Genomic DNA, 23,870 nt, shown 5'->3' on the forward strand with positions numbered 1-23,870 from the left:
GATCAAACCAGTGACCGTCACAACATTGTTAGCGATAACTTGCGAGGTAGTCAAGAGTGCTCATATGTATATTTCGCATCTATGTAATCCGTGATGATGTCGTAACGCCAGGCGAGGGCGAAAAAAGAGGGAGGCCGGACGGCCTCCCTCTCTCTGTTGACGAGCTTTGCTTAGTGACGCAAAGCGAATCGTGCTAGGGCTGTGGGATCGCGACGTCGATCAGCGCCTGCTGCTCGACCTCGTGCACCTTCGGCGAACCGGTCGACGGCGCCGCCGCGGCGGGCCGCGAGATGCGGCGCAGGTGCACCCCGTCGAGCTCCTCGAGCAGGTTCAGCGCGATGTGCGACCACGCGCCCTGATTGGTCGGCTCCTCCTGGACCCAGGCGGTGTCGGTCGCGCCAGGGAAGGCCGCCAGCGCTTCGCGCAGGTTCGCGGCCGGGATCGGGTAGAGCTGCTCGAGGCGCAGGATCGCGGTGTCGGTGACGCCGCGCTGCTGGCGCGCCGCGGCCAGGTCGTAGTAGACCTTGCCGGAGCACAGCAGGACCTTCTTCACGCCGGCCGGGTCGATCTGACCGGAGGCCACGGCCGGGTCGGCGAGCACCGGCTGGAAGCGTCCGCCGGTGAACTCGTCGAGCTGGCTGACGGCGGCCTTGTGGCGCAGCAGCGACTTCGGCGTGAACACGACCAGCGGCTTCTTCACCGGGTCGAGCGCCTGGCGCCGGAGCAGGTGGAAGTAGTTGGCCGGGCTGGTGCAGTTGGCGATCCGCAGGTTCTCCTCGGCGCACAGCTGCAGGAACCGCTCGATCCGGCCCGAGGTGTGGTCCGGTCCGGCGCCTTCGTGGCCGTGCGGCAGCAGCAGGGTCACCCCCGAGTGCTGGCCCCACTTGGCCTCGCCGGAGGAGATGAACTCGTCGACGATGGTCTGGGCGCCGTCGGCGAAGTCGCCGAACTGGGCCTCCCATGCCACCAGCATCCCCGGGCTCTCCACCGAGTAGCCGTACTCGAATCCCATCGCCGCGAACTCGCTGAGCAGCGAGTCATAGACGAAGAACCGCTCGGTGCCCTCGCCCAGGTGGGACAGCGGCGTGTACTCGGCGCCGGTGGCCTGGTCGATGACGACCGCGTGGCGCTGCACGAAGGTGCCGCGCCGCGAGTCCTGGCCGGCCAGGCGCACGGCCTTGCGCTCCATCAGCAGCGAGCCGAACGCGAGGGTCTCGGCGAAGGCCCAGTCGATGTTGCCCGAAGTGGACATCTCGCTGCGCTTCTCGAGGACCTTGCGGACGGCCTTGTGCGGATTGAAGCCCTCGGGGAGGGTGGTGTGGGCCTTGCCGATCATGGCGATGGTCTCGGCGTCGACGGAGGTGTCGATGTCGGCGACCGGCTCGGGCTGGTGGCGCCACGGCATCGGGTCGGTCTGCCCGGCCAGGGCCTCCTTGGTCTCGCGGAAGACCCGCTCGAGCTGCGCCTGGTAGTCGGCCAGCGCCTCCTCGGCGTCCTCCATCGTGATGTCGCCGCGGCCGATCAGCGCCCTGGTGTAGAGCTTGCGGACCGACTGCTTGGCGTCGATGACCTGGTACATCTGCGGGTTGGTCATCTTCGGGTCGTCGCCCTCGTTGTGGCCGCGCCGGCGGTAGCAGACCATGTCGATGACGACGTCCTTGCGGAACTGCTGCCGGTAGGCGAAGGCGAGCTTCGCGACCTCGCAGACCGCTTCGGGATCGTCGCCGTTGACGTGGAAGATCGGCGCCTGGATCATGCGGGCGACGTCGGTGCAGTAGAGGCTGGAGCGCGAGTAGGCCGGGGCGGTGGTGAAGCCGACCTGATTGTTGACCACGACGTGGACGGTGCCGCCGGTGCGGTAGCCGCGCAGCTGCGACAGGTTCAGCGTCTCGGCCACGACGCCCTGGCCGGCGAACGCGGCGTCGCCGTGGATGGCCACCGGCAGGACGGTGAAGCCGTCCTCGCCCAGGTTGATCTTGTCCTGCTTGGCGCGCACGATGCCTTCGAGGACGGGGTTGACCGCCTCGAGGTGCGAGGGGTTGGCGGTGACCGACACGGTCGTCTCGGACTTGCCGTCCGGGGAGGTGAACTTGCCGGTCATGCCGAGGTGGTACTTGACGTCGCCGGATCCGCCGATGCTCTTGGGGTCGATGTGCCCCTCGAACTCGGTGAAGATCTTCGACAACTTCTTGCCGACGATGTTGGCCAGCACGTTGAGCCGCCCGCGGTGGGGCATGCCGATGACGACCTCGTCGAGCTCGTCGTCGGCCGCCGAGTGCAGGACCTGGTCGAGCAGCGGGATGAGCGACTCGCCGCCTTCGAGGCTGAAGCGCTTCTGGCCGACGAACTTGGTCTGCAGGAACGTCTCGAACGCCTCGGCGGCGTTGAGGCGGCCGAGGATGTGCTTCTGCGTCTCGGTCTTCGGCTTCTCGAACGGCACCTCGATGCGCCGCTGGAGCCACTCGCGCTCCTCGGGGTCCTGGATGTGCATGTACTCCACGCCGATGCGGCGGCAGTAGGAGTCGCGCAGGACGCCGAGGATGTCGCGCAGCTTCATGCGCTGCTGGCCGGCGAAGCCGCCGACCGGGAAGGTCCGGTCCAGGTCCCAGAGCGTGAGCCCGTGGGACAGGATGTCGAGGTCCGGGTGGTGGCGGATCTCGTAGTGCAGCGGGTTGGTGTCGGCCATGAGGTGGCCGCGGACCCGGTAGGCGTGGATGAGCTCGATGACCCGGGCGTTCTTGTCGATCTGGCCCTCGTGGGTCTTGGCCACGTCGCGCACCCAGCGGACCGGCTCGTAGGGGATGAGCAGGCTGCGGAAGACCTGGTCCCAGAAGTCGTCGCCGAGCAGGTACTGGTGCAGGGTCTTGAGGAACTCGCCGGACTCCGCGCCCTGGATGATGCGGTGGTCGTAGGTCGAGGTGACCGTCATGATCTTGGAGACGCCGAGGTCGGCGAGGGTCTCGTCGGAGGCCCCGGCGAACTCGGCGGGCACCTCCATGGCGCCGACGCCGACGATGAGGCCCTGCCCCTTCATCAGGCGCGGGACCGAGTGGACGGTGCCGATGCCGCCGGGGTTGGTCAGCGTCAGGGTGGCCCCGGCGTGGTCCTCCATGGTGAGCTTGTTGTTGCGGGCCTTGCGGACCAGGTCCTCATAGGCCTGCCAGAACTCGCGGAAGTCCATCGACTCGCAGCCCTTGATGGACGGCACCACCAGGGTGCGCGAACCGTCGGGCCGGGGCACGTCGATCGCCAGGCCGAGGTTGATGTGCTCGGGCGTGACCAGGGTGGGCTTGCCGTCGACCTCCTTGTAGGAGGTGTTCATGCTCGGGTGCGCCTTGACCGCCTGGACGAGGGCGTAGCCGATCACGTGCGTGAAGGAGACCTTCCCGCCCTGGCTGCGGCGCAGGTGGTTGTTGATGACGACGCGGTTGTCGAACAGCAGCTTCGCCGGGACCGCGCGCACGGACGTGGCCGTCGGGATCTCCAGCGACGCGTCCATGTTCTGGGCGACCTTGGCGGCGACGCCTTTGAGCGGTCTGGTCACGGAGGCGCCGTCGGAGCCGAGCGCCGGCGCGGGTGCCGACTTGTTCACGTTGGGTGATGCCTTCTTCTCTTCGCTGGGGGCGGGACCGGGCGACTCGGCGGCGGGTTCGGGAACCACCTCGGGTTCGGCGGGCTTCTCGACCCGCGGCGCGGGCTCGCCCGCCGCGGGGGTCTCCGCCTCGCCGCGGGTCGCCGTCGCGTCGGCGGCCGCCGGAGCGGTCTGGGCCTCCCCGTCGTCGGCGGCCTCGGGACTCACCTCATCGCCGCCGAAGAACTCGCGCCATCCGGCGCTGACGCTCTCGGGATTCTCGCGGTAGCGCTCGTACATCTCGTTGACCAGCCACTCGTTGGCACCGAAATCGGTCAACGGACTGCCCGGAGTCGAACTCGACACAGCTCAATCGCCTCTTCTTTGCAGACGCTGCGTGGACGGGAGACGCCAGTCCCCCGATCAAGGGTAACCGCGAGGCGAGAAATATGTAGTACCGGTAACGCACTTGCGGAACCGGTCACTTGTGAGCTCCGGCGGCCGCGGCGCGGCCGCCCCTCGCGGGTCTCATGCGGTTTGGGACGCGCCGCTCTCCTGCGGGGCCGCGAAGGTCTCGGTGGGCTCCTCGAGCAGCTCCTCGGCGCCGACGACGGTGAACAGGCGGGTGATGAACCGGTTGGGGTTCACCACAGCGAGCTCCACGCCCATCTCGCGGGCGATGCGGTAGGCCACCACGATCGTCCCGATACCGGTCGAGTCCAGCACCGTGACCTTGGCGACGTCGACCCGGATGGCCGTGAGGCCTCCCGCCTCCAAAGCATTGGTGATCGTCTCTCGGATCTGCGGGGCCGTCGCGTAGTCGACCTCGCCGGCCAACTCGACGGTGACTACCCCGTTCTCGGTCGTGCCGGTCTCGATTGACAGCGTCATGAACTCACCTAACAGACTGGTAGGGCTTCACGGCCCGAGCACCTGCCGTACTCGGCTGCGACACAAAGTCTATCCGACATGGCCGACCGCGGACAGACCGTGCACGCCCAGTTCTCCCGAAGTGAACAGGTGATCTATCGGACACCTCCTTCGAACGCCGCTCCAGGTCAGACCGGAAGCGGTGGGCGAGAGGGCCTCGGCGACGTATTCTCAGATCCACCCTTGACCAGTTCCGCGCCGAGCATGTGAAGATGAGGTCTATGCCCCAGTCGAACCCGGAATCAGAGGCCACGCTCCTGGTCGTCGAGGACGAGGAGAACATCTGCGAGCTGCTGGCCACCTCCCTGCGGTACGCCGGCTTCGCGGTTCACGCGGTCGGCACCGGCGACGAGGCGCTGCGGTCGATCGCCCGCCACCGCCCCGACCTGGTCGTGCTCGACGTCAACCTGCCCGATTTCGACGGCTTCGAGGTCGTGCGCCGGATGCGCTCGGGCTCGGACCGCACCCCCGTGCTGTTCCTCACCGCGCGTGACGAGACGGCCGACACGGTGACCGGCCTTACCGTCGGCGGCGACGACTACATCACCAAGCCGTTCGCCCTGGAGGAGGTCGTCGCCCGCATCCGCGCGGTGCTGCGCCGCAGCGTCGGCGAACTCCCGCGGCCCTCCCGCCTCAAGTACGCCGACCTGGAGCTCGACGAGGAGACCCACGAGGTCTGGCGCGCCGGCGAGGCCGTGCAGCTGTCGCCGACCGAGTTCAAGCTGCTGCGCTATTTCATGATCAACGCCGGCCGGGTCCTGTCCAAGTCCCAGATCCTCGACCACGTGTGGCGCTACGACTTCCGCGGCGACGACGGCATCGTCGAGTCGTACGTGTCCTACCTGCGCCGCAAGGTCGACACCGGGGAGCCCAAACTCATCCAGACCCTGCGGGGCATCGGCTACGTCCTGCGGGAGCAGAATCGTTGAACGCGCCCCACTTCGTCGAGGCCGTACGGGAACGATGGGATCGGACACCGCTGCGGGTCCGGCTGACCGCAGCGGTCCTGGCGCTCGTCGCCGGGTCGCTGGTGCTCATCAGCGTCTCCTCCATCCTGGCGCTCCACTCCTACTTCCTCGGCACCGTGGACGACGAACTCGAGAACTACCTGCTGGAGCTCGACCCGGCCACCGCCAACGAGGCGCTCCTCGAAGGCTCCGACGACTCGGTGGAGACCCTCGGCGTGCGCCCCAACCAGTACATCTTCAGCGCCGTCTACCGCTCCCAGACGCGGTTCGACGTGCCGACCGAGCGCCCGAACCGCCCCTCGTTCACCATCGAGGACATCGAGAAGGCCGGCGGCGAGGCCTTCACCGCCCTGGCCGAGGACGGCACCACCCGCTGGCGCGTCATGGCCATGCGCGGCGACCAGATCGGCAGCCTCAACCCCGACAGGGCGCCCGAGGCGAGCCTCAAGGACGACGCCGAGGACGACGGCGACTACGCCGACTACTACGCGCTGTCGTACAAACTCGCCCACTTCGACAAGACCGTCGCCGGACTGGTGTGGGTCGACATCCTCATCGCCGCCGGCGTCCTGGCCGGCCTCGCCGCTCTCGGCGTCGGCCTGGTCCGCGCCAGCCTCGCCCCGCTGCGCCAGATCGAGAACACCGCCGCGATGATCGCGGCCGGCAACTACTCCCGGCGCGTGCCCCCGCGCGACCCCGGCACCGAGGTCGGCCGCGTCGGCCTCGCGCTCAACTCGATGCTCGGCAAGATCGAGAGCTCCATCAGGGCCCGCGAATACTCCGAGGAACGCGCCCACGACTCCGAGCGCCGGATGCGCGAGTTCATCGCCGACGCCTCCCACGAGCTGCGCACGCCCCTGACCAGCGTCCGCGGCTACGCCGAACTCGTGCGCAGCAACCCCGGCATGCCCGAGGCCGAGCGGCTGCACTACATCGGCCAGATCGAGGAGGCCGCCAAACGGATGGGCCTCCTGGTCGGCGACCTGCTCAACCTGGCGCGCCTCGGCCGCGAGCGCCCGGTCGAGACCGAGCCGGTCGACCTGGCCGAACTCGCCCGCGAAGCGGTCGAGGCCAACGCCGTGATCGCCGAGGACCACGTCTTCGCCTTCACCTCCACGCCCGGCGCGCGCGCCGTGATCGACGCCGACCGGGCCCGCATACGACAGGTCATCGACAACCTGCTGACCAACGCCGTCCGCCACACCCCCGCCGGCACCCGCATCTCGGTCGAGGTCACGACCGACGGCGACGACGTGATCATGCGCGTCGCCGACGACGGCCCCGGCATGGAGCCCGAGGTCGCCGACCGGGTCTTCGAGCGGTTCTTCCGCTCCGAGGGCGTCACCCACCCGGGAACGGGCCTGGGTCTGGCGATCGTGGCCGCGATCGTGACCGCCCACGGCGGGGACGTGTCGGTCGACTCCGAACCGGGCCGCGGCGCCGAGTTCACCGTCCGGTTCGACGCCGAGCCGGGCGCCGAGGACGATTCGGATCATTAAAGGGTTTTAAGGCGTTTTTGCAGCGAGCGGGCAGCGTCGGCCTGCATGCTGCTTGATATGAGCAACGCTGACAGCACCCCGCGCCCCGGCGGGGACCGAGAACCTCCCGAACCCGAACGGGCCGCCCCGCCCCCGGACGCGGATCCCGCCCGCGAATCCGATCCGCAGCAGGCCCCCGAGACCGGGCGGACGCACCCCGGGCAGCCCCATGCCGCGGCCGCACCGCACATGGCCGCGCCCGGCGCACCGCCGTTCTGGCAGCCGAGCCCCGGACCCGGGCCCGACACCGCCGCACCCCCGCCGAAACGCGGCCGCGGCAAACTCGTGGCCGCCGCGCTGGCACTGGTCCTCATCGCCGGCGCCGCCGGAGGCGTCGCCGGATGGCTCCTCTCAGAAGGAGGACCCGGCACGACCGTCGTCGAGTCGGTGTCGGTCGATCCCGGCGCCGGAATGACCTACACCGACATCGTCGACGAGGTCAGCCCCTCGGTGGTCACGATCGTGACCGGATCCGCCGAAGGCTCGGGCGTCGTCTACTCCGAGGACGGCTACATCGTCACCAACAACCACGTCGTATCCCGCGCCGACACCGTGGAGGTCCGCTTCTCCGACGGCACCGTCGAACGGGCCGAGGTCCTGGCCACCGACGCCACCCAGGACCTGGCGGTCGTCCAGGTCGAGGACGCCGACGGCCTGACGCCGGTCTCCTTCGCCGACTCCGAGGAGGTGCAGGTCGGCGACGCCGCGGTCGCCATCGGCTCTCCGCTGGGCCTCGAAGGCACCGTGACCACCGGCATCGTCTCCGCCCTCGACCGCTCCATGACGCTCGCCAGCGAGGACTCGCGAGGCCAGGGCCCGCAGTCGGCCCAGACCCTCACCGGCCTGATCCAGACCGACGCGGCGATCAACATGGGCAACTCCGGCGGCGCGCTCGTCAACGGCAGCGCCGAGCTGATCGGCATCAACACCGCGATCGCCTCCACCGAGTCCGGCAGCATCGGCCTCGGCTTCGCCATCCCCTCCAACACCGTCCAGGACGTGGTCGAGCAGCTGATCGAGCACGGCTCGGTCGAGCGGGGCTACCTGGGCGTCTCGATGGCGGACACCCAGGGCAACGGGGCCATGATCCTCGAAGTCGAGCCGGGGTCGCCGGCCGAGGACGCCGGACTCGAGTCCGGCGACATCATCACCGCCATCGACGGCACCCGGGTCGCCAGCGCCTCCGAGGTCGCCTCGCTGGTGCAGAGCACCGCCAGCGGCACCGAAGTCACCATCACGTTCATGCGGAACGAGGAGGAGCACACGACCGAGGTCACCCTCGGATCGCGGTGACGGCGCCGAGAGCCGGCGCCACGGGACCGCGCCGTCCCGCGGCGCCGGCCCGGACGGGCTCGCGCCGATCACTGCTTGGCCGCTTGGAGCTCCTTGGGCACGGGACGGAGGATCGCCGGCGGCTCGCCGGTGTCGACCCACTCGGCGAGGCGCTCGCGGTCGATGATGACCACGCCGAGCTGGGCGGCCACCGTCTCGTTCTTGGCGGCATGGCGGATCTTGTGCAGGTTGGCGTTGGTGATGAGCACTCCGGCGTCGCACGACCAGCGCGCGTGGATCTCACCGCCGAGGAGCTGGATGTGCCGGACGCCCTCGCGTTTGACGGTCCGGTCGTCCTTCTTGGCGCGCACGACGATGCGGCGCCCTCCGTTGAGCGTCACCACGAAGTTGCAGCCGAGGTTGTTGCGCCGGTGCCCGAACTTCTTGACGCGCTTGGCGTCGAGGCGGACCAGGAGCTGGCCGACCATGGCGTCGAAGAGCTGGACCGGCATGTCGTCGATGCTCTGCATCAGCTCGTACCGCTCGTGCTCGAGCTCGCGGTCGCGCGGATCGAGGACGCGGGTGCGTCCGCGGAACAGGACCCATGCCGCGAGGGCGGTGCCCCCCAACAGGATCGCGGCGGCGGCGAACCAGGCCCAGTGTGCGGCGATGAATCCGAGAGCGAGGTATCCGAGGACGAGAGCGGCGAGTACTGCTCCCGCTCTGACGATCACGGACATGGCGGCCTCCACTGTGTTCGAGAGGGCGTGCAGCTGCGTTATGTCGCCTGTCTTGTGACTCCGAGTATCCGTTACCGTTCGCTCGTATGTAAGGCCACTGTCGGGTACCGGACAAGATGGATCGACAGCCTGCATGTGCGGCGTGCCGCCGCACTTCACTCGGGCGCCGGGGGCGCCCGCAAGCCGTGCGTCGGCGAGGTGAACGGTATTGGATACTGGATCGATGTCAACCTCAACGACGGGCGTGTTGGTGCTTCTCGGTGCGCCGCTGGGAAACCCTGAGGACACCTCACCTCGGGTGGCGTCCGAGTTGGCCCGCGCCGACATCGTCGCCGCAGAGGATACCCGGCGCCTTCAGCGGCTCCTGGGCGAGCTCGGAGTGAGCGCGAACGCCGACGTCGTGTCGTACTTCGAAGGCAACGAGGCCGGCCGGACCGAAAGGCTTCTCGAACAATTGTACGATGGCAAGCGGGTCTGCGTCATCACCGACGGCGGGATGCCCTCGGTGTCCGACCCGGGCTTCCGACTGGTCAGGGCCGCCGTCGAGGCCGGCGTCGACGTCACGGCCGCACCCGGGCCCAGCGCGGTCACCACGGCGCTGGCGCTGTCCGGGCTGCCGTGCGACCGGTTCTGCTTCGAGGGCTTCGCCCCGCGCAAGGAAGGCGAACGCAAGCGCCTGTTCGCATCACTGGCCGAAGAGCGCCGCACGATGGTCTTCTTCGAGTCACCGCGCCGCGTCGAGAGCACACTGCGGACCATGGCCGCGTCCTTCGGCGAGGACCGACCGGCGGCCCTGTGCAGGGAGCTGACGAAGACGCACGAGGAGGTCCGACGCGGCATGCTGGGGGAGTTGGCCGCCGGAGCGCGGGAGGACCCGCCGCGAGGCGAGATCACCCTCGTGATCGAGGGCTGGTCCGGCCCGGACCCTGAGGCGGCCACGCCCGAGGCGCTGGCGGCGGCGGTGGCTCGGCTCGAGGAGGCCGGCACGGACCGCAAGTCCGCGATGAAGGAGGTGGCGACCCGGTTCGGCGTGTCGCGCCGAACCGTCTACGACGCTCTGATCAACACGGCCGGATGATCACCGGTCTCACCGTAGCGTCGTGATCTCGCACTGCGCGACGCCGGCCCGGTGGATTCTGGCGTCGGCGGTCAGCAACGGCAGATCGAGCCGCTCCGCCACCGCGACATAAAGCGCGTCATACGAGGAGAGGTTGTGACGCAGTTTCCAAGCACGTTCGACCGCGGACGCGTCCGGGCCGATGAGCTGCAGATCAAGGTCGAAGTATTCGCGAAGCGCCCATTCCGCGCGGTCCGCCTCGAGTTTGTTCCCCATGACCATGCCGCGCAGCCCGTGGCAGAACTCGGACGTCAAGTGTCCGGGAGCCACCCACTGCTCATGCAGCGACAGGGCCCCGCGAGCCTTGTCGCCGAGCTCGCGATCGTCAGTGAGCGCGAGAATGAGGGCACTGGAGTCGACGACGATCAAGAGGCGGCTCCGTGGCGGGGAGCGTCCTTGGCCGCCATCAGATCCTCGGTGGTGTAGGTGGCCGATGACATCGACTTGAGTCGCGCCTCGACCTCGGCCAGCTTCTTCCGGTTGTGGTCGGCCGACAGCGTGCTGCGGACCAAGTCCGCCATGAACGCCTGAAGCGACTGGTTCCGCGCTTCGGCCATCGCCCGCAGCTGAGCCAGCTCTTCTTCCGATATCGAGCGGATGAGTACATTCGGCATGCAATCAGTGTATCCCTGCATGCAAGCATCATTGCTTTCATTCGATGCGGACCTTGGCCGCGACACGGCTAGAGCTCGTCGAACTTGAAGGTCTTCCACGAGATCACCGCGACCACGGCGGCGAACGCCGCCAGGAAACCCAGCTGGGGCAGCACCGACATCGGCGAGTCGCCGTAGACCACCACCGACTGCAGCGCCTCGATGAGGTACCGCATCGGGGAGAAGTACGACAGCCACTGCACCCACGCCGGCGACAGCGCCAGCGGCCAGAACGCGCCCGAGACGAACGCCATCGGCATCGTCACCAGGTTGCTCAGACCGGCCGCTCCCGGGCCGGTCTGCGCGATTCCGCCGATGACCACCCCGATCGCCAGGAACGCCAAGGTCCCCAGCATCACCAGCGGCACCGCGAACCACGTCCACGCCGACAACTCGAGACCGAACACCAGCGCGGCCACCGCGAGGAAGATCGCCGTCTGCGCCACCGCCACGACCAGGTTCACCGAGATCTTGGCGCCCACGAAGTTCACCACCGAGGCCGGAGTGAGCCGCAGCCGCCGCATGAGCTTGTCGCGCTTCCAGTCGACGATGGTCCCGGCCGCCCCGAACACGCCCGCGATGGCGATGCCCCAGGCCAGAATGCCGGGCGCCAGATACTGGATCGGCCGGATCGAGGCGTCCTCGGCGGCCGCGGTCTCGATGGTGACCACCGGTTCGCCCGGAGCGGCGGACGACAGCTCCTCCACGTTCACCCGGTCGACCAGCGCCGACAGCCTGCCCAGCGCGATCGCCCCGGCGGTGGAGTTGGTCTGCGAATGGTAGATCGTCACCGACTGGCCGTCCTGGACCACCGCGGCGTCCGCCTCGCCCTCCTCGAGCTGCGCGAGCGCCTCCTCCACGCTCGCGGCCGAGTCGATCTCGAACTCGCCTTCCTCGGCCCGCTCCAGGATCGGGGCGTCGCCGACCTCCAGCACGCGCGGCACCGTCGAACCGGTCGAGCCGAACACGCTCGACAGCAGCACCATGAACATCAGCGGCAGCAGGATCGTGAAGAACACCTGGCTGCGGTCGCGCAGCCAGCCGAGTCCGATCGCCCTGACCAGGCTGAAATAGGCCTGGACGCCGCCGCCTCGCGCCCGGGTCCGCTCCGGCGTCTCCACGCTCATTCCCGCCACTCCCGTCCGGTCACGTGCAAGAACACGTCCTCGAGGTTCGCCGTCCGCACCGCCAGGCCCTCCAGGGCCCCCTCGGAGGCGAGCACGGTCAGCAGCTTCCTCGGATCGCGGGTCTCGAACACCACCGTGTCGTCGCCGACGGCGACCGTCTCGCCCGCCGCCAGCTCCCGGACCCGTTCCTCGCTCAGCTGCCCGGCCGCGATGCTCACCCGCGTCGGCGCGTCCAGGCCCCGGATCATCTCGGCGGGGGAGTCCACCGCCAGGATCCTCCCGGAGTCCATGATCGCGACCCGGTCGCAGAGCGCCTCGGCCTCTTCCATGTAGTGGGTCGTCAACACCACCGTGCGGCCCTCGGCGCTGATCGAGCGCATGAGGTCCCAGAGGTTGCGCCGCGCCTGCGGGTCCAGCGCCGCGGTCGGCTCGTCGAGGAACACCAGCTCCGGGTCGCCGACGAGCGCGCAGGCGATCGACAGGCGCTGCCGCTGCCCTCCCGAGAGCTTCTCGCACCTGGTGGCGGCCTTGTCGGTCAGACCCACCTGCTCCAGCATCGCCGCGGCCCGGTCCGGGCCGACCCCGTAGAGCCGCGCGAACGTCTCGATCTGCTCGCGCACGGTGAGGAACTCGAAGAACGCCGACGCCTGCAACTGCACGCCGAGCCGACCGGTCAGCTCGGCCGAGTGCGGCCACGGGCTGCGGCCCAGCAGCCGCACCTGCCCCGAGTCGGGCCTGCGCAGTCCCTCGACGATCTCCAGCGTCGTGGTCTTCCCGGCCCCGTTCGGGCCGAGGATGCCGAAGAACTCGCCCTCCTCGACGCGGAAGCTCACGCCGTCGACGGCGCGGATCTCACCGGTCTTGCGGCCGCGATAGGTCTTGTGGAGGTCGGTGACCTCGATGGCGGCGTCCATGGCGTTAAAGCTATGCCATCGTCCGGTGTGACGCGGTTCTCGCCCGCTCACCGCCGTCCCATCACACGAGGCCGCCCCGCAGGGTGAGGCGGACTTCACGTCCCCGGCACGGCGGCCGTACGCTGCCGCAACGCCGCACCGCCACTGTTGCGGGCATGACGACCACGATGCCCAGCGCGGCCCCAGCGCCGACCACAGCAGCCCGCAGAGGATGGATCTCCGACTGGAGGCCCGACGACGAGGAGTTCTGGCAGTCGACCGGAAAACGGATCGCCAGACGCAACCTCATCTGGTCGGTCGTGGCCGAGCACTTCGGCTTCTCGGTCTGGGTGATGTTCTCCATCATCGCGCCGTACCTCGCCGTCGCCGGATACGACTTCACCACCAGCCAGCTGTTCTGGCTCACCGCCGTGCCCAACCTCGTCGGCTCGTTCCTGCGCATCCCGTACACCTCGGCCGTGGCCGTCTTCGGCGGCCGCAACTGGACCGTGATCTCGGCGGCGCTGCTGGTCATCCCGACCGCGCTCCTCGCGTACTGCCTGATGACCCCCGGCACGCCGTACTGGATGTTCATCGCCGCGGGCGTGACCGCCGGTTTCGGCGGCGGGAACTTCGCCTCCTCGATGGCCAACATCTCCTACTTCTACCCCGAACGGCACCGCGGCGCGGCGCTCGGCGTCAACGCCGCCGGCGGCAACATCGGCGTCTCCGCCGTCCAGTTCATCGGCCCGTTCGCCCTCGGGGCCGCAGTGTTCGGCGCCTCCCAGGGCGTCACCGACGACGGCACCGCGGTGTTCCTCCACAACGTGCCGCTGCTGTGGCTGGTCCTGTCCGTCTTCGCCGCCGTCATGGCCCGGCTGTTCATGAACAACCTGACCGTGTCCAGGACGCCGATCAAGGCGCAGCTGCCGGCGCTGGCCCGCAAGCACACCTGGGTCATGAGCCTGCTCTACATCGGGACCTTCGGCTCGTTCATCGGCTACTCCTTCGCCTTCCCCCTGGTCATCAGGATCGAATTCCCCGAGTTCTCGGTCCTGTGGATCGCCGCGCTCGGACCTCTGGTCGGATCCCTGTCGCGGCCGCTCGGCGGCTACCTCTCCGACCGCCGCGGAGGCGCGCCCATCACCAGCCTCTCGTTCATCCTCATGGGGATCGGCATCGTCGGCGCCACCACCGGAGTCAACATCGGCTCATTCCCGCTGTTCTTCCTGTCGTTCATGGTCCTGTTCACGATGAGCGGCGTGGCCAACGGCTCGACCTACCGGTCGATCCCGGCGATCTTCCAAGCCGAGGCCCGCGCCCGGGCCGAAGGCGAGGCCACCGCGGACGACATCGTGGCCGCCAAGCGGCTCACCGCCGCCGCCCTCGGCTGGATCTCCGCCGCCGGCGCCTTCGGCGGATTCTTCATCAACCAGGCCTTCCGCATCTCCAACGAGCAGACCGGCTCGGTCAACGCCGCCATGTACGGCTTCCTCGCCGCCTACGCCTGCTTCCTGGTCCTCAACTGGTGGTTCTACCAGCGCAAGGTCTTCGTCGAGCAGTCGCCGAGCCTCGCCTACGCCAAGGTCTGAGACCGCCGGCCCGCGGCCGTCCCGCCCGGACGGCCGCGGCTCCCGATTCGGCCCGTCGCGACCGGTTTCACACCTTCGTTAACAAGGCCGTGCGTCGATCGCAACGGAGCCGCCACGGACGCCGCACGACTCCGCAACCGGCCCCGGTCACGGTTGCGGGCATGACAGCGACACTGACCAGGGCGGCCGCGCCGCCCGAGGCCCGCAAGGGGTGGATCACCGACTGGCGTCCCGACGATGAAGCGTTCTGGCAGGCCACCGGCAGGAAGGTCGCCAAACGGAACCTGGTCTTCTCCGTCATCGCCGAGCACCTCGGCTTCTCGGTCTGGACGATGTTCTCCATCATCGTCCCCTACCTGGCCGCCGCCGGATTCGGCTTCTCCACCGGCCGGCTGTTCTGGCTGGTCGCCATCCCCAACCTCGTCGGGGCCTTCCTGCGGATCCCCTACACCTTCGCCGTCGGCGTCTTCGGCGGCCGCAACTGGACGATCGTGTCCGCCGGACTGCTGGTCGCGCCCACGGGCCTGCTGGCGTGGGCCGTCCAGAACCCCGCCACTCCGTACTGGGTGTTCGTCCTGTGCGGCGTCCTCGCCGGCTTCGGCGGCGGCAACTTCGCCTCCTCGATGGCCAACATCTCCTACTTCTACCCCGAACGGCACCGCGGCGCGGCGCTCGGCGTCAACGCCGCCGGCGGCAACATCGGCGTCGCCGTCGTCCAGCTCCTCGGCCCGTTCGTGATCGCCGTCGGCCTCGTCGGCGCCTCCCAGGGGATCACCGTCGACGGCACGGCGTTCTTCCTGCACAACGTGCCGCTGCTGTGGATGCTGCTCGCGATCGCCGCCGCCGCTCTGGCCTGGCGCTTCATGAACAACCTCGCGGTCGCCAAGACCAGCGTCAAGGCCCAGCTGCCGGCCCTGGCCCGCAAACACACCTGGATCATGTCGGTGCTCTACGTCGGCACCTTCGGATCCTTCATCGGCTACTCCTTCGCCTTCCCGCTGATGATCCGCATCGAGTTCCCCGCCTTCGCCTCGATCTGGCTGGCCGCCCTCGGACCGCTCATCGGCTCGCTCTCGAGGCCGCTGGGCGGCTGGCTCTCCGACCGCCGCGGCGGCGCGCCGATCACCAGCGCCTGCCTGCTGCTGATGTGCGGCGGCGTCCTCGGCGCGGTCGGCGGCGTCCAAATCGGCAGCTTCGGGCTGTTCTTCACCTCCTTCATGCTCCTGTTCGTCCTCTCCGGCCTCGCGAACGGCTCGACCTACCGGTCGATCCCGGCGATCTTCCAGGCCGAGGCCCGCACCGGCGGCGAGGCCACCGACGACGACCTCGTCGAAGCCAAGCGCCTCACCGCCGCCGCCCTCGGCTGGATCTCGTTCATCGGCGCGCTCGGCGGCTTCGCGGTCAACCAGGTCCTGCGCGTCAGCAACGAGCAGACCGGCTCGGTCATCGGCGCGATGTACGTCTTCGTCGGCTCCTACCTGGTGTTCCTCGCCGTCAACTGGTGGTTCTACCAGCGCAAGGTCTTCGTCGAGCGCTCACCGAGCCTCGCCCACGCCAAGGTCTGACACCACGGCCCGCATTCGCCTCTCCACGCGTTTGCGGGCCACTTAGCATTCCCGAAACATCCGCCTCGTGACGATGTAATCGCCCGCGGGCACACTCGCCGCATGACCGCCCGCACCAGCCTGCCGATCGTCCGCACCGCCGACACCCACTGCCCCTACTGCGCCCTGCAGTGCGGCATGCGGCTCGAGGAGGACGAGGCCGGCACGGTCACCGCCGCTCCCCGAGGCGACGGCATGTGCAAGAAGGGCTGGACCAGCCCCGAACTGCTCGACCACCCCGAGCGCATCACCACCCCGCTGCTGCGGGGCCGACCGGTCTCCTGGGACACCGCCCTCGACCACGTCGCCGACCGGGTCCGGACCGTCCAAGCCCAACACGGCAAGGACGCCGTCGGCGTCTTCGGCGGCGGCGGACTCACCAACGAGAAGGTCTACCAGCTCGGCAAGTGGACGCGCCTGGCCCTCGGCAGCAAGCACATCGACTACAACGGCCGGTTCTGCATGTCCTCGGCCGCGGGCGCGCTCAACCGCTCCTTCGGCATCGACCGCGGCCTGCCGTTCCCGGCCGAAGACCTCGCCGACGCCGACGTCGTCCTCCTGGTCGGCGCCAACCCCGCCGAGACCATGCCGCCTTTCATGAGGCACCTGACCGGGGCCGAACTGATCGTCGTCGACCCCCGCCGGACGGCCACCGCCGAAGCCGCCCAGCTGCACCTCCAGCCCCAACCCGGCACCGACCTGGCCCTCGCCAACGGCCTGCTCCACATCGCCATCGAGCAGGGCTACATCGACCACGACTACATCGACGCCCACACCACCGGATTCGACGAGGTCCGGCAGACCGCCGCCGGCTACTGGCCCGCCTTCGTCGAACGCACCACCGGCGTGTCCGTCCCCGACCTCTACACCGCCGCCAGACTCCTCGGCGCGCGGATCCACGGATCACCCGACTCGCCCAGGCGCGGCAAGGTCGCGATCCTGACCGCGCGCGGCTCCGAGCAGCACGCCAAAGGCGTCGACACCGTCACCGCCTGGATCAACCTGGCCCTCGCGCTCGGCCTGCCCGGCAAGCCCTCCTCCGGCTACGGCTGCATCACCGGCCAAGGCAACGGCCAAGGCGGCCGCGAGCACGGCCAGAAGTCCGACCAGCTCCCCGGCTACCGCATGATCGGCGACCCCGCCGCGCGCGAGCACGTCGCCGCCGTCTGGGGCGTCGACCCCGACACCCTCCCCGGGCCGGGCGTCTCGGCGGTCGAGCTGCTGCGCAAATGCGGCGACGAGGTGAAGATGCTGTTCGTGCTCGGCTCGAACCCGGTGGTGTCGGCGCCGCGCGCCGCCAGGGTCTCGGACCGGCTGCGCGCCCTCGACTCGCTGGTGTCGTTCGACTTCGTCATGTCGGAGACCGCCGCGCTGGCCGAGGTGGTGCTGCCGGTGACGCAGTGGGCCGAAGAGGACGGCACGATGACCAACCTGGAGGGGCGCATCATCCGCCGCCGCGCGCTGCGGCCGGCCCCCGACGGCGTCCACTCCGACCTGTGGGTGATGCGGGAGCTGGCCGACCGGCTGGAGGCTCCGGGGGAGTACTCGACCGATCCGGCGGCGATCTTCGAGGAGCTCGGCAGAGCCTCGGCCGGCGGGAAGGCCGACTACTCCGGGGTCTCCTACGAGCGGTTGGAGGAGCGGACGTTCCAGTGGCCGGTGCCGGCGCCCGACCATGAAGGCACGCCGCGGATGTTCGCCGACTTCAAGTTCGGGACCCCCGACGGGAAGGCCGAGTTCGTCGCCGTCGACTACCGCCACCCCGCCGAGCGCCGCGACGACGTCTACCCGCTGTACCTGACCACCGGGCGGGTCCTCACCCAGTACCAGTCGGGAGCGCAGACCCGCCTGATCGGCTCGCTCGACGGCGAGCAGTTCCTCCAGATCCACCCGGACACCGCGGTGCGCCACGGTATCGGCGAGGGCGACCGGGTGCGGGTGACCTCCCGCCGCGGCTCCTACACCGCACCGGCGCGGCTGACCGCGGACATCCGGCCCGACACGGTGTTCTCCCCGTTCCACTATCCGGGGGCAGGCAACGCCAACGCCGCCGTCTCCGACGTGCTCGACCCGATCAGCCGCATGCCCGAGTTCAAGGTCTGCGCGGTCAAGATCGCCCCCGCCGCCAAGCCCTGAGCCGAACCGCCCGGCGGTGCGACGCACCGCCGGGTTCCCTTCCGACGGAACCGTCTACAGACTTCACTGATACAGGTGGGGACTGCCCGCGCCACCGGATGTTCTTGCGGGAAAGTTCACGGTCGGATGTCGAAATGCGTGCAATGCTTGGGCCGCACTACATTGAAGTGCCGCAAGTCGACAGTCGCCACGGTGGTGATGTTGAGCCGTTCGGCGGCGGCTACGACCGATGAATCGACCGTTCCCAGTGGGAGGTTGCTGTAGACGCTGGTGAGCTGCGCGATCCTGAGCCAATCCGAAGGATGGACCGGCTCGATGGTGAACGCACCCGAGGCGAGGTCGCCCAAGAACCGCACTTCGGCTTCGGTTCCGAGCCGACTGGAGACCAGATAGGCGACCTCGGTGATGACGAGTGTGGGGACAACGAGCGCGCCCGGATAGGTCTCGAGCAGTTCCGCCGATGCTTCATGGTGCTGGTCGCTGGCGTCTACGTAGGCGTACAGGGGGCCGGCATCGACGATGATGCTTATGAGTCCATGCCCTTCTCGAACCGCAGAATCTCCTCGATCCGCTCCGAGATGTCGGTACGGCCGCTGTCGCCCGCTCCAGTCGCCATCAGGCGACGTCGTCCGCCGCCGCCCAAGTGAGCCTCAAGGGCCTCGCGAGTGAGCTCGGAGATCGTCAGCCCTCTCCTAGCGGCCTCGTGACGCAGCCGGGCGTCCAGCTGCTCAGAGATTTTGATCGTAGTCCGTGCCATGTATGCCAGCATACCATTCTCAGGTGATGAACGACGGAGCCCGGCGGTGCTACGCGCCGCCGGGCCCTCACCCGTCATCCTCCAGGCCGCGAACGTCCTCGGAGGCGACGACATGACTCACCGATACCTGCGGCAGCCCAGTCCGTTCACCGCGGCCGACCGACGATGGTCAGCGGAGCCGCTGGGGCAGCAGGAACTCGAGGCGCTCTTCGGCCACTCGGCGTTCCACCACCTCCACCGGGCCGTGGCGGGCCAGTTCGCCCACCACCTCGTCGACCAGTTCGGGGGGCGCCGAGGCGCCGGCCGTCACGGCCACCGCCCCGGCCCGCTCGAGCCACACCGGGTCGATGTCCGACGGGCCGTCGATCAGGTGCGCCTCGGTTCCGGCCTGGCGCGCCAGCTCCACCAGGCGGTTCGAGTTCGACGAGTTCGGCGAGCCGATCACCAGCGCCATGTCCGCCTCCTCGACGACCGCCGCCAGCGCCGCCTGCCGGTTGCTGGTCGCGTAGCAGACGTCGTCCTTGGCCGGGCCCTTGATCTTCGGGAACCGCCGCCGCAGCGCCGCGGCGATGCGGTCGACCTCGGCCACCGCCAGCGTCGTCTGAGCGAGGAACGTGAGCCGCTCGGGGTCCTCGACCTCGAGGCCGTCGACGTCCTCGACCCGTTCGACCAGGACGGTCCGGTCCTCGGCCACGCCCATCGTGCCGACCACCTCCTCGTGCCCGGCGTGGCCGATGAGGATGATCGTGTCGCGGGCGTCGGCGGCCCTTCTCGCCTCGCTGTGGACCTTCGTCACCAGTGGACAGGTCGCGTCGATCGCGTCGAGGCCGAGGTCGGCGGCCTCGGCCTCGACCGCCGGCGACACCCCGTGCGCGGAGAACACGACCCGCGCGCCCTGGGGAATCTCGTCCAGTTCGGAGACGAAGACCGCGCCGCGCGCCTCCAGGTCGCCGACCACGTGCGCATTGTGGACGATCTGGTTGCGCACGTACACCGGCGGACCGTGCCGCTCCAGCAGCCGCTCGACGATGTCGATCGCCCGCTCGACGCCGGCGCAGAAGGACCTCGGGGACGGCAGCAGCACCCGGCGCGGCGTCACGAGGTCCTCCCCACCGTGCTCTCGGCCAGCTCGGTCAGCTCCGCGACCGCCGTCGGCGACAGGCCCGCGGCCTTCAGCCGCGACGAGGCCGCCGCCGCGAGCACCTGGGCGGACTCCTCGCTGGCCCGGCGTCCGCCGCACCGCTCGACGAGTTCGGCCACGCGCCGGACCTCCTTGTCGTCGAGTGGCTCGGTGCCGCCGTAGAGCCGCACCAGCTCGGCCGACTCGGGGCGGCCCGAGCCGAGCGCGGCGGTGACCGGCAGCGACTTCTTCCGATTCCGCAGATCCGAGTAGGTCGGCTTGCCGGTCGAGGCCGGGTCGCCCCAGATCCCCAGCAGGTCGTCGACGTGCTGGAACGCCAGCCCGAGCCGGTACCCGAAGCCGCGCAGCGCCGCGACCTGGTCCGGGCTCCCGCCACCGAAGATGCCGCCGAGCGCCGTAGCGCAGCCGATGAGGGAGGCGGTCTTCGCCTCCGACATGGCCACGCACTCGGCGATGCCGACGCGTTCGCGCCGCTCGAACCCGGTGTCGGCCATCTGGCCGTCGATCAGGGCCCGCACGGTCGCGGCGAGGAGACCGGCCGCCGTGGCGGACCGCTCCCCGCCGGCCTCCGCCAGCACCTCGAACGCCATGGCGTGCAAGGCGTCGCCGACCAGGAGCGCTTCGGTGGTCCCGAAGGTCTTCCACGCGGTCGGCCGGTGCCGGCGGACGGTGTCGCGGTCGATGATGTCGTCGTGGATCAGCGAGAAGTTGTGCACCAGCTCCACGGCGACCGCCGCCGGCACGGCCGCGAGCCAGCCCTCGGAGGCGTCCGCCGACCGCTGGCGTGGCTCGCCGAAGGCGTCGGCGCGCCCGATGGCCCCGGGCCCGGAGACGGCCTTCGCCGCCAGCAGCGTCAGCAGCGGCCGCAGGGCCTTGCCGGAGCCGCCGACGTTCGGTGCGCCCTCGGCGTCGGTCCACCCGAAGTGGTAGGACGCGATGCGGGCGGCCGGGGCGGGGAGCCGGTCGACCGCGGACCGGAGTCCTCGGTCGACGGCCTCCCGCTCGGCGGTGTAGACGTCGGTCAGAACGGTCATGGAGCCTCCCAGGTCGGAATGGACGTGTGGTCTGCCTCAGCGCCCGAGCTCGACGTGCTCCAGGACGCCGAGCGCGTCGGGCACCAGGACCGCCGCCGAGAAGTAGGCCGTCACCAAGTACGACATCACGGCTTTCTCGTCGATGCCCATGAATCGCACCGACAGGCTCGGTTCGAACTCGTCGGGCAGGCCGGTCTGGTGGAGTCCGACCACGCCCTGCTCCTCCTCGCCGGTGCGCATGCACATGATCGAGGTGGTGTGGTGGCGCGAGATCGGGATCTTGTTGCACGGCAGGATCGGCACGCCCCGCCAGGCGGGGACGTGGTGCCCGTGGAAGTCGACCGTAGACGGGTAGACGCCCCGCTTGGTGCACTCGCGGCCGATCGCGGCGATCGCCTTCGGGTGAGCCAGGAGGTACTCCGGCTTGCGGCGGCGGCTGAGCAGCTCGTCGAGGTCGTCGGGCGTCGGCGGGCCCGAGCGGGTCGGGATGCGCTGCTCGAACGCCGCGTTGTGCAGCAGGCCGAACTCGCGGTTGTTCACCATCTGGTCCTCCTGCTGCTCGCGGAGGGCCTCGACGGTGAGCCGGAGCTGCTGCTCCATCTGGTTCATCGGCTTGTTGTAGAGGTCGGCCACGCGGGAGTGGACCCGCAGGACCGTCTGCGCGACCGACAGCTCGTACTCGCGCGGCTTGAGGTCGTAGTCGACGAACGTGCGCGGCAGATCCGGCTCGCCGGCGTGCCCGGCGGCGATGTCGATGGCGGCCTCGCCGTACTTGTTGGTGTGGGCCGCCCGGTCGGCACGGTAGCGCTCGAGGTGCGCCTGCAGCGCCGGCGAGCGCTCGGTGAGCTCGCCGATCGCCCCCCTCGAGAGGACCAGGATCGTCGACGGGACGGCGGTGGTCACGTCGTGCTCCCACGTGGGGCCGTCGTCGGTGAGGGCCGCGGATCCGAAGTGGTCGCCGTCGACGAGCACACCGAGCGAGGCGCGGTCGCCGTAGGGCCCGGACGCGGTGCTCTCGAGCCGGCCGTGCGCGACCAGGTACAGTCCGTCGATCGGCTGGCCGGTCCGCGAGATCTGCTGGCCGGGTTCCAGTTCGCGCTGCTCGAACCGTTCGGACATCTGCTGGAGCGCGGCCTCGTCACCGAAGCCGCGCAGCGGCGCGATCTCGGCGAGTTCGCGGGGGATGACCCGCACCGAGCCGCCTTCCTGGACGAACTCGACGCGACCGTCCCCGACGGTGTGCGTGAGGCGGCGGTTCACCCGGTAGGCGCCGCCGTCGGTCTGGACCCACGGGAGGATCCGCAGCAGCCACCGCGAGGTGATCTCCTGCATCTGGGGGACCGACTTGGTGGTCGAGGCGAGGTTGCGGGCGGCGGCGGTGCTGAGGCTGGTCTGTTCGGGCCGGCCGTTGTCGGAGTGCGGCGGCTGGGTCGTGTCGGTGATGGCGGCATCGGACATTGCGGTGATTCCTCACACTAGGTCGAACAGTGCTCTGCAGTTGTTATAAGGTATTTTCAGGTACATAACGGTCGAGTCAACCCTCAAGTGCTCAGGACTCGCTGTAGTGCCGGTCGATGGCGTCGTACCGCTCCATCGCGGTCTCGTAGGCGGTGGCCTCCACGGCCCCGCCGCGGCTGAACGGGAACTCCAGCTGGTAGGTGGCGAACAGCATCAGCGCGACCATTCCCGAGACCAGGCCCACCAGCACGAACTGGTAGACGCGCGTGGGGGTGCCGAGCGTCAGCATCACCGCGAACACCAGCAGCGCCCCCGGCACCAGCACCGTCCACATCGCTCCCGAGAGTCCGTTCCGGGCCTGGAAGAGCCGCTCGGACCTGGCTTCGGCGACCGCGCGAACCTGGTCCTTGGCGTCGTCGAGCCGCATCTGCTCGACCTCGTCCGCGTCGGTCACCGCTGCGATCGGGGCCCGCATCCGGTCGATCACGAGCAGCCCCTCGGAGTCGACCGGCTCGATGTCGCCCATGGCGCTCCACTCCTCGTCCACGACCAGCCGGGTGTACTCGCGAACGGCCGCACGCACCTCGACGCGCTCCTCGACCGGCAGCGACGACGCGGCCCAATAGACCTCGACCAGGCCGGCGGCCTCGTCGTAGGTGACGTGCGCGGCCTCGCTGCGGTTCTCCCAGGCCGTGATGAGCACGAAGGCCAGGACGATCGCGTACAGCACGGTGATGAGCTCGAACAGGGTCGTGCCGATCTCGTTGTTGCGCTCGCGCTCGGTCGGGGGAGAGATCCACTGCAGCAGCGCCACGATCACGCACGCCGCGGTCACCACGATCACCGTGAACGCCAGTCCATGCCACCAAATGGTCATTGACACCCCAAAGTTCGTGAATCAGAATTGCGGTCATGAACAACGCGTTCAGTGACTTATCTCCGGAGGTCGAGCATGAAGCGCCTGATCCTGCCCGTCGCCGCGGCGACGTTCCTGACCTCGGCGGCCGCGCTGGCGTTCGCCCCCGCTCCCCGGGCCGAAGGCCCCGAACCGTCGGGAGGCGGCGGCATCCAGGTCTGCATCGACGTGCCGCTGCTGCCGCCGGTCCTGCCTTGCCCGACGCCCGAACCCCCGCCTGAACCCCCGCCATCGCCCGAACCGCCGTCGCCGTCCGCGCCGCCGACCGGCGAGGCGCCACCGCCGCCTTGTCCCACATCGGATCTCCCACCTTCTCCGAGCGCTTCGCCGACTCCTTCCGAGTCGCCGTCGTCCCCAGTGCCTTCGAGCTCTCCTCGGCCCTCGCCGTCGCCTTCGGAGCCCGCTTCCACGAGCCCTTCCGAG

The 23,870-nt window shown here is 69.5% G+C and carries 21 protein-coding genes; 7 read left to right on the forward strand and 14 right to left on the reverse strand.

Annotation, left to right across the window (positions count from 1 at the left end; translation table 11 throughout):
• Positions 1-193: 193 nt before the first annotated feature.
• Both ACYVL2_RS17145 and ACYVL2_RS17150 read right to left on the reverse strand, forming a co-directional pair.
• Positions 194-3,937: a multifunctional oxoglutarate decarboxylase/oxoglutarate dehydrogenase thiamine pyrophosphate-binding subunit/dihydrolipoyllysine-residue succinyltransferase subunit gene (locus ACYVL2_RS17145; RefSeq protein ID WP_460545546.1), complete on the reverse strand. Its 3,744-nt coding sequence runs from the start codon at positions 3,935-3,937 to the stop codon at positions 194-196.
• A gap of 162 nt (positions 3,938-4,099) precedes the next feature.
• Positions 4,100-4,462: an STAS domain-containing protein gene (locus ACYVL2_RS17150; RefSeq protein WP_460545548.1), complete on the reverse strand. Its 363-nt coding sequence runs from the start codon at positions 4,460-4,462 to the stop codon at positions 4,100-4,102.
• 260 nt (positions 4,463-4,722) lie between these two features.
• Between ACYVL2_RS17150 and ACYVL2_RS17155 the strand changes: the two genes are divergently transcribed.
• From ACYVL2_RS17155 to ACYVL2_RS17165, 3 genes are read left to right on the forward strand one after another with little or no spacing between them, the layout of a single operon-like run.
• Complete coding sequence (locus ACYVL2_RS17155) at positions 4,723-5,430, forward strand: response regulator transcription factor (RefSeq protein WP_460545550.1); 708 nt, start codon at positions 4,723-4,725, stop codon at positions 5,428-5,430.
• Entirely contained in the window at positions 5,427-6,968 is a 1,542-nt protein-coding gene (locus ACYVL2_RS17160) for a sensor histidine kinase (RefSeq protein WP_460545552.1), read from the forward strand. Before ACYVL2_RS17155 ends, ACYVL2_RS17160 begins: the two co-directional genes overlap by 4 nt.
• 57 nt (positions 6,969-7,025) lie before the next feature.
• Entirely contained in the window at positions 7,026-8,300 is a 1,275-nt protein-coding gene (locus tag ACYVL2_RS17165; RefSeq protein ID WP_460545554.1) for a S1C family serine protease, read from the forward strand.
• A gap of 68 nt (positions 8,301-8,368) precedes the next feature.
• On the opposite strand, the gene ACYVL2_RS17170 is transcribed toward ACYVL2_RS17165, so the two are convergent.
• A complete protein-coding gene (locus tag ACYVL2_RS17170) occupies positions 8,369-9,019 on the reverse strand; it encodes a restriction endonuclease (RefSeq protein ID WP_460545556.1) in 651 nt (216 codons plus the stop codon).
• Positions 9,020-9,242: 223 nt separating this feature from the next.
• Here ACYVL2_RS17170 and rsmI point away from each other — a divergent pair, with 223 nt between their 5' ends.
• Complete coding sequence (gene rsmI / locus ACYVL2_RS17175; RefSeq protein WP_460545559.1) at positions 9,243-10,097, forward strand: 16S rRNA (cytidine(1402)-2'-O)-methyltransferase; 855 nt, start codon at positions 9,243-9,245, stop codon at positions 10,095-10,097.
• Positions 10,098-10,106: 9 nt separating this feature from the next.
• Here rsmI and ACYVL2_RS17180 read toward each other — a convergent pair whose 3' ends face one another.
• The 4 genes from ACYVL2_RS17180 to ACYVL2_RS17195 form a co-directional block, all read right to left on the reverse strand.
• On the reverse strand, positions 10,107-10,505 hold the full coding sequence (locus ACYVL2_RS17180) for a type II toxin-antitoxin system VapC family toxin (protein WP_460545561.1): 399 nt from the start codon (positions 10,503-10,505) through the stop codon (positions 10,107-10,109).
• Positions 10,502-10,750 carry a hypothetical protein gene (locus tag ACYVL2_RS17185; RefSeq protein WP_460545563.1) on the reverse strand — a complete coding sequence of 83 codons (249 nt, stop codon included), beginning with the start codon at positions 10,748-10,750 and terminating at the stop codon, positions 10,502-10,504. The genes ACYVL2_RS17180 and ACYVL2_RS17185 overlap by 4 nt, the downstream gene beginning before the upstream one ends.
• A gap of 68 nt (positions 10,751-10,818) precedes the next feature.
• Positions 10,819-11,916: an ABC transporter permease gene (locus ACYVL2_RS17190; RefSeq protein ID WP_460545565.1), complete on the reverse strand. Its 1,098-nt coding sequence runs from the start codon at positions 11,914-11,916 to the stop codon at positions 10,819-10,821.
• Complete coding sequence (locus tag ACYVL2_RS17195) at positions 11,913-12,830, reverse strand: ABC transporter ATP-binding protein (RefSeq protein WP_460545567.1); 918 nt, start codon at positions 12,828-12,830, stop codon at positions 11,913-11,915. The genes ACYVL2_RS17190 and ACYVL2_RS17195 overlap by 4 nt, the downstream gene beginning before the upstream one ends.
• A 155-nt stretch (positions 12,831-12,985) precedes the next feature.
• Here ACYVL2_RS17195 and ACYVL2_RS17200 point away from each other — a divergent pair, with 155 nt between their 5' ends.
• The 3 genes from ACYVL2_RS17200 (at position 12,986) to ACYVL2_RS17210 (ending at position 18,141) form a co-directional block, all read left to right on the forward strand.
• Positions 12,986-14,401 (forward strand): MFS transporter, encoded by a 1,416-nt coding sequence (locus ACYVL2_RS17200; protein ID WP_460545569.1) that lies wholly within the window; start codon positions 12,986-12,988, stop codon positions 14,399-14,401.
• A 161-nt stretch (positions 14,402-14,562) separates the two neighbouring features.
• Positions 14,563-15,966, forward strand: coding sequence for an MFS transporter (locus ACYVL2_RS17205; RefSeq protein ID WP_460545570.1), 1,404 nt, complete (start codon positions 14,563-14,565; stop codon positions 15,964-15,966).
• Between the two features lie 102 nt (positions 15,967-16,068).
• Entirely contained in the window at positions 16,069-18,141 is a 2,073-nt protein-coding gene (locus tag ACYVL2_RS17210; RefSeq protein ID WP_460545572.1) for a molybdopterin oxidoreductase family protein, read from the forward strand.
• Between the two features lie 116 nt (positions 18,142-18,257).
• Here the strand turns inward: ACYVL2_RS17210 and ACYVL2_RS17215 are convergent, their stop codons facing one another.
• The 7 genes from ACYVL2_RS17215 to ACYVL2_RS17245 form a co-directional block, all read right to left on the reverse strand.
• A complete protein-coding gene (locus tag ACYVL2_RS17215) occupies positions 18,258-18,671 on the reverse strand; it encodes a type II toxin-antitoxin system VapC family toxin (protein WP_460545613.1) in 414 nt (137 codons plus the stop codon).
• A complete protein-coding gene (locus ACYVL2_RS17220; protein WP_460545575.1) occupies positions 18,668-18,898 on the reverse strand; it encodes a ribbon-helix-helix domain-containing protein in 231 nt (76 codons plus the stop codon). The genes ACYVL2_RS17215 and ACYVL2_RS17220 overlap by 4 nt, the downstream gene beginning before the upstream one ends.
• A gap of 169 nt (positions 18,899-19,067) precedes the next feature.
• Positions 19,068-19,997, reverse strand: a complete 930-nt coding sequence (ispH, locus tag ACYVL2_RS17225) for a 4-hydroxy-3-methylbut-2-enyl diphosphate reductase (protein WP_460545577.1) — start codon at positions 19,995-19,997, stop codon at positions 19,068-19,070.
• Entirely contained in the window at positions 19,994-21,073 is a 1,080-nt protein-coding gene (locus ACYVL2_RS17230; RefSeq protein WP_460545579.1) for a polyprenyl synthetase family protein, read from the reverse strand. Before ACYVL2_RS17230 ends, ispH begins: the two co-directional genes overlap by 4 nt.
• A 36-nt stretch (positions 21,074-21,109) precedes the next feature.
• Entirely contained in the window at positions 21,110-22,531 is a 1,422-nt protein-coding gene (locus ACYVL2_RS17235; protein WP_460545581.1) for a family 2B encapsulin nanocompartment shell protein, read from the reverse strand.
• Positions 22,532-22,622: 91 nt separating this feature from the next.
• Positions 22,623-23,408: a bestrophin-like domain gene (locus tag ACYVL2_RS17240; protein WP_460545583.1), complete on the reverse strand. Its 786-nt coding sequence runs from the start codon at positions 23,406-23,408 to the stop codon at positions 22,623-22,625.
• 56 nt (positions 23,409-23,464) lie between these two features.
• Entirely contained in the window at positions 23,465-23,857 is a 393-nt protein-coding gene (locus ACYVL2_RS17245) for a hypothetical protein (protein WP_460545585.1), read from the reverse strand.
• Positions 23,858-23,870 lie beyond the last annotated feature (13 nt).

The sequence above is a fragment of the Glycomyces halotolerans genome (assembly GCF_054779575.1).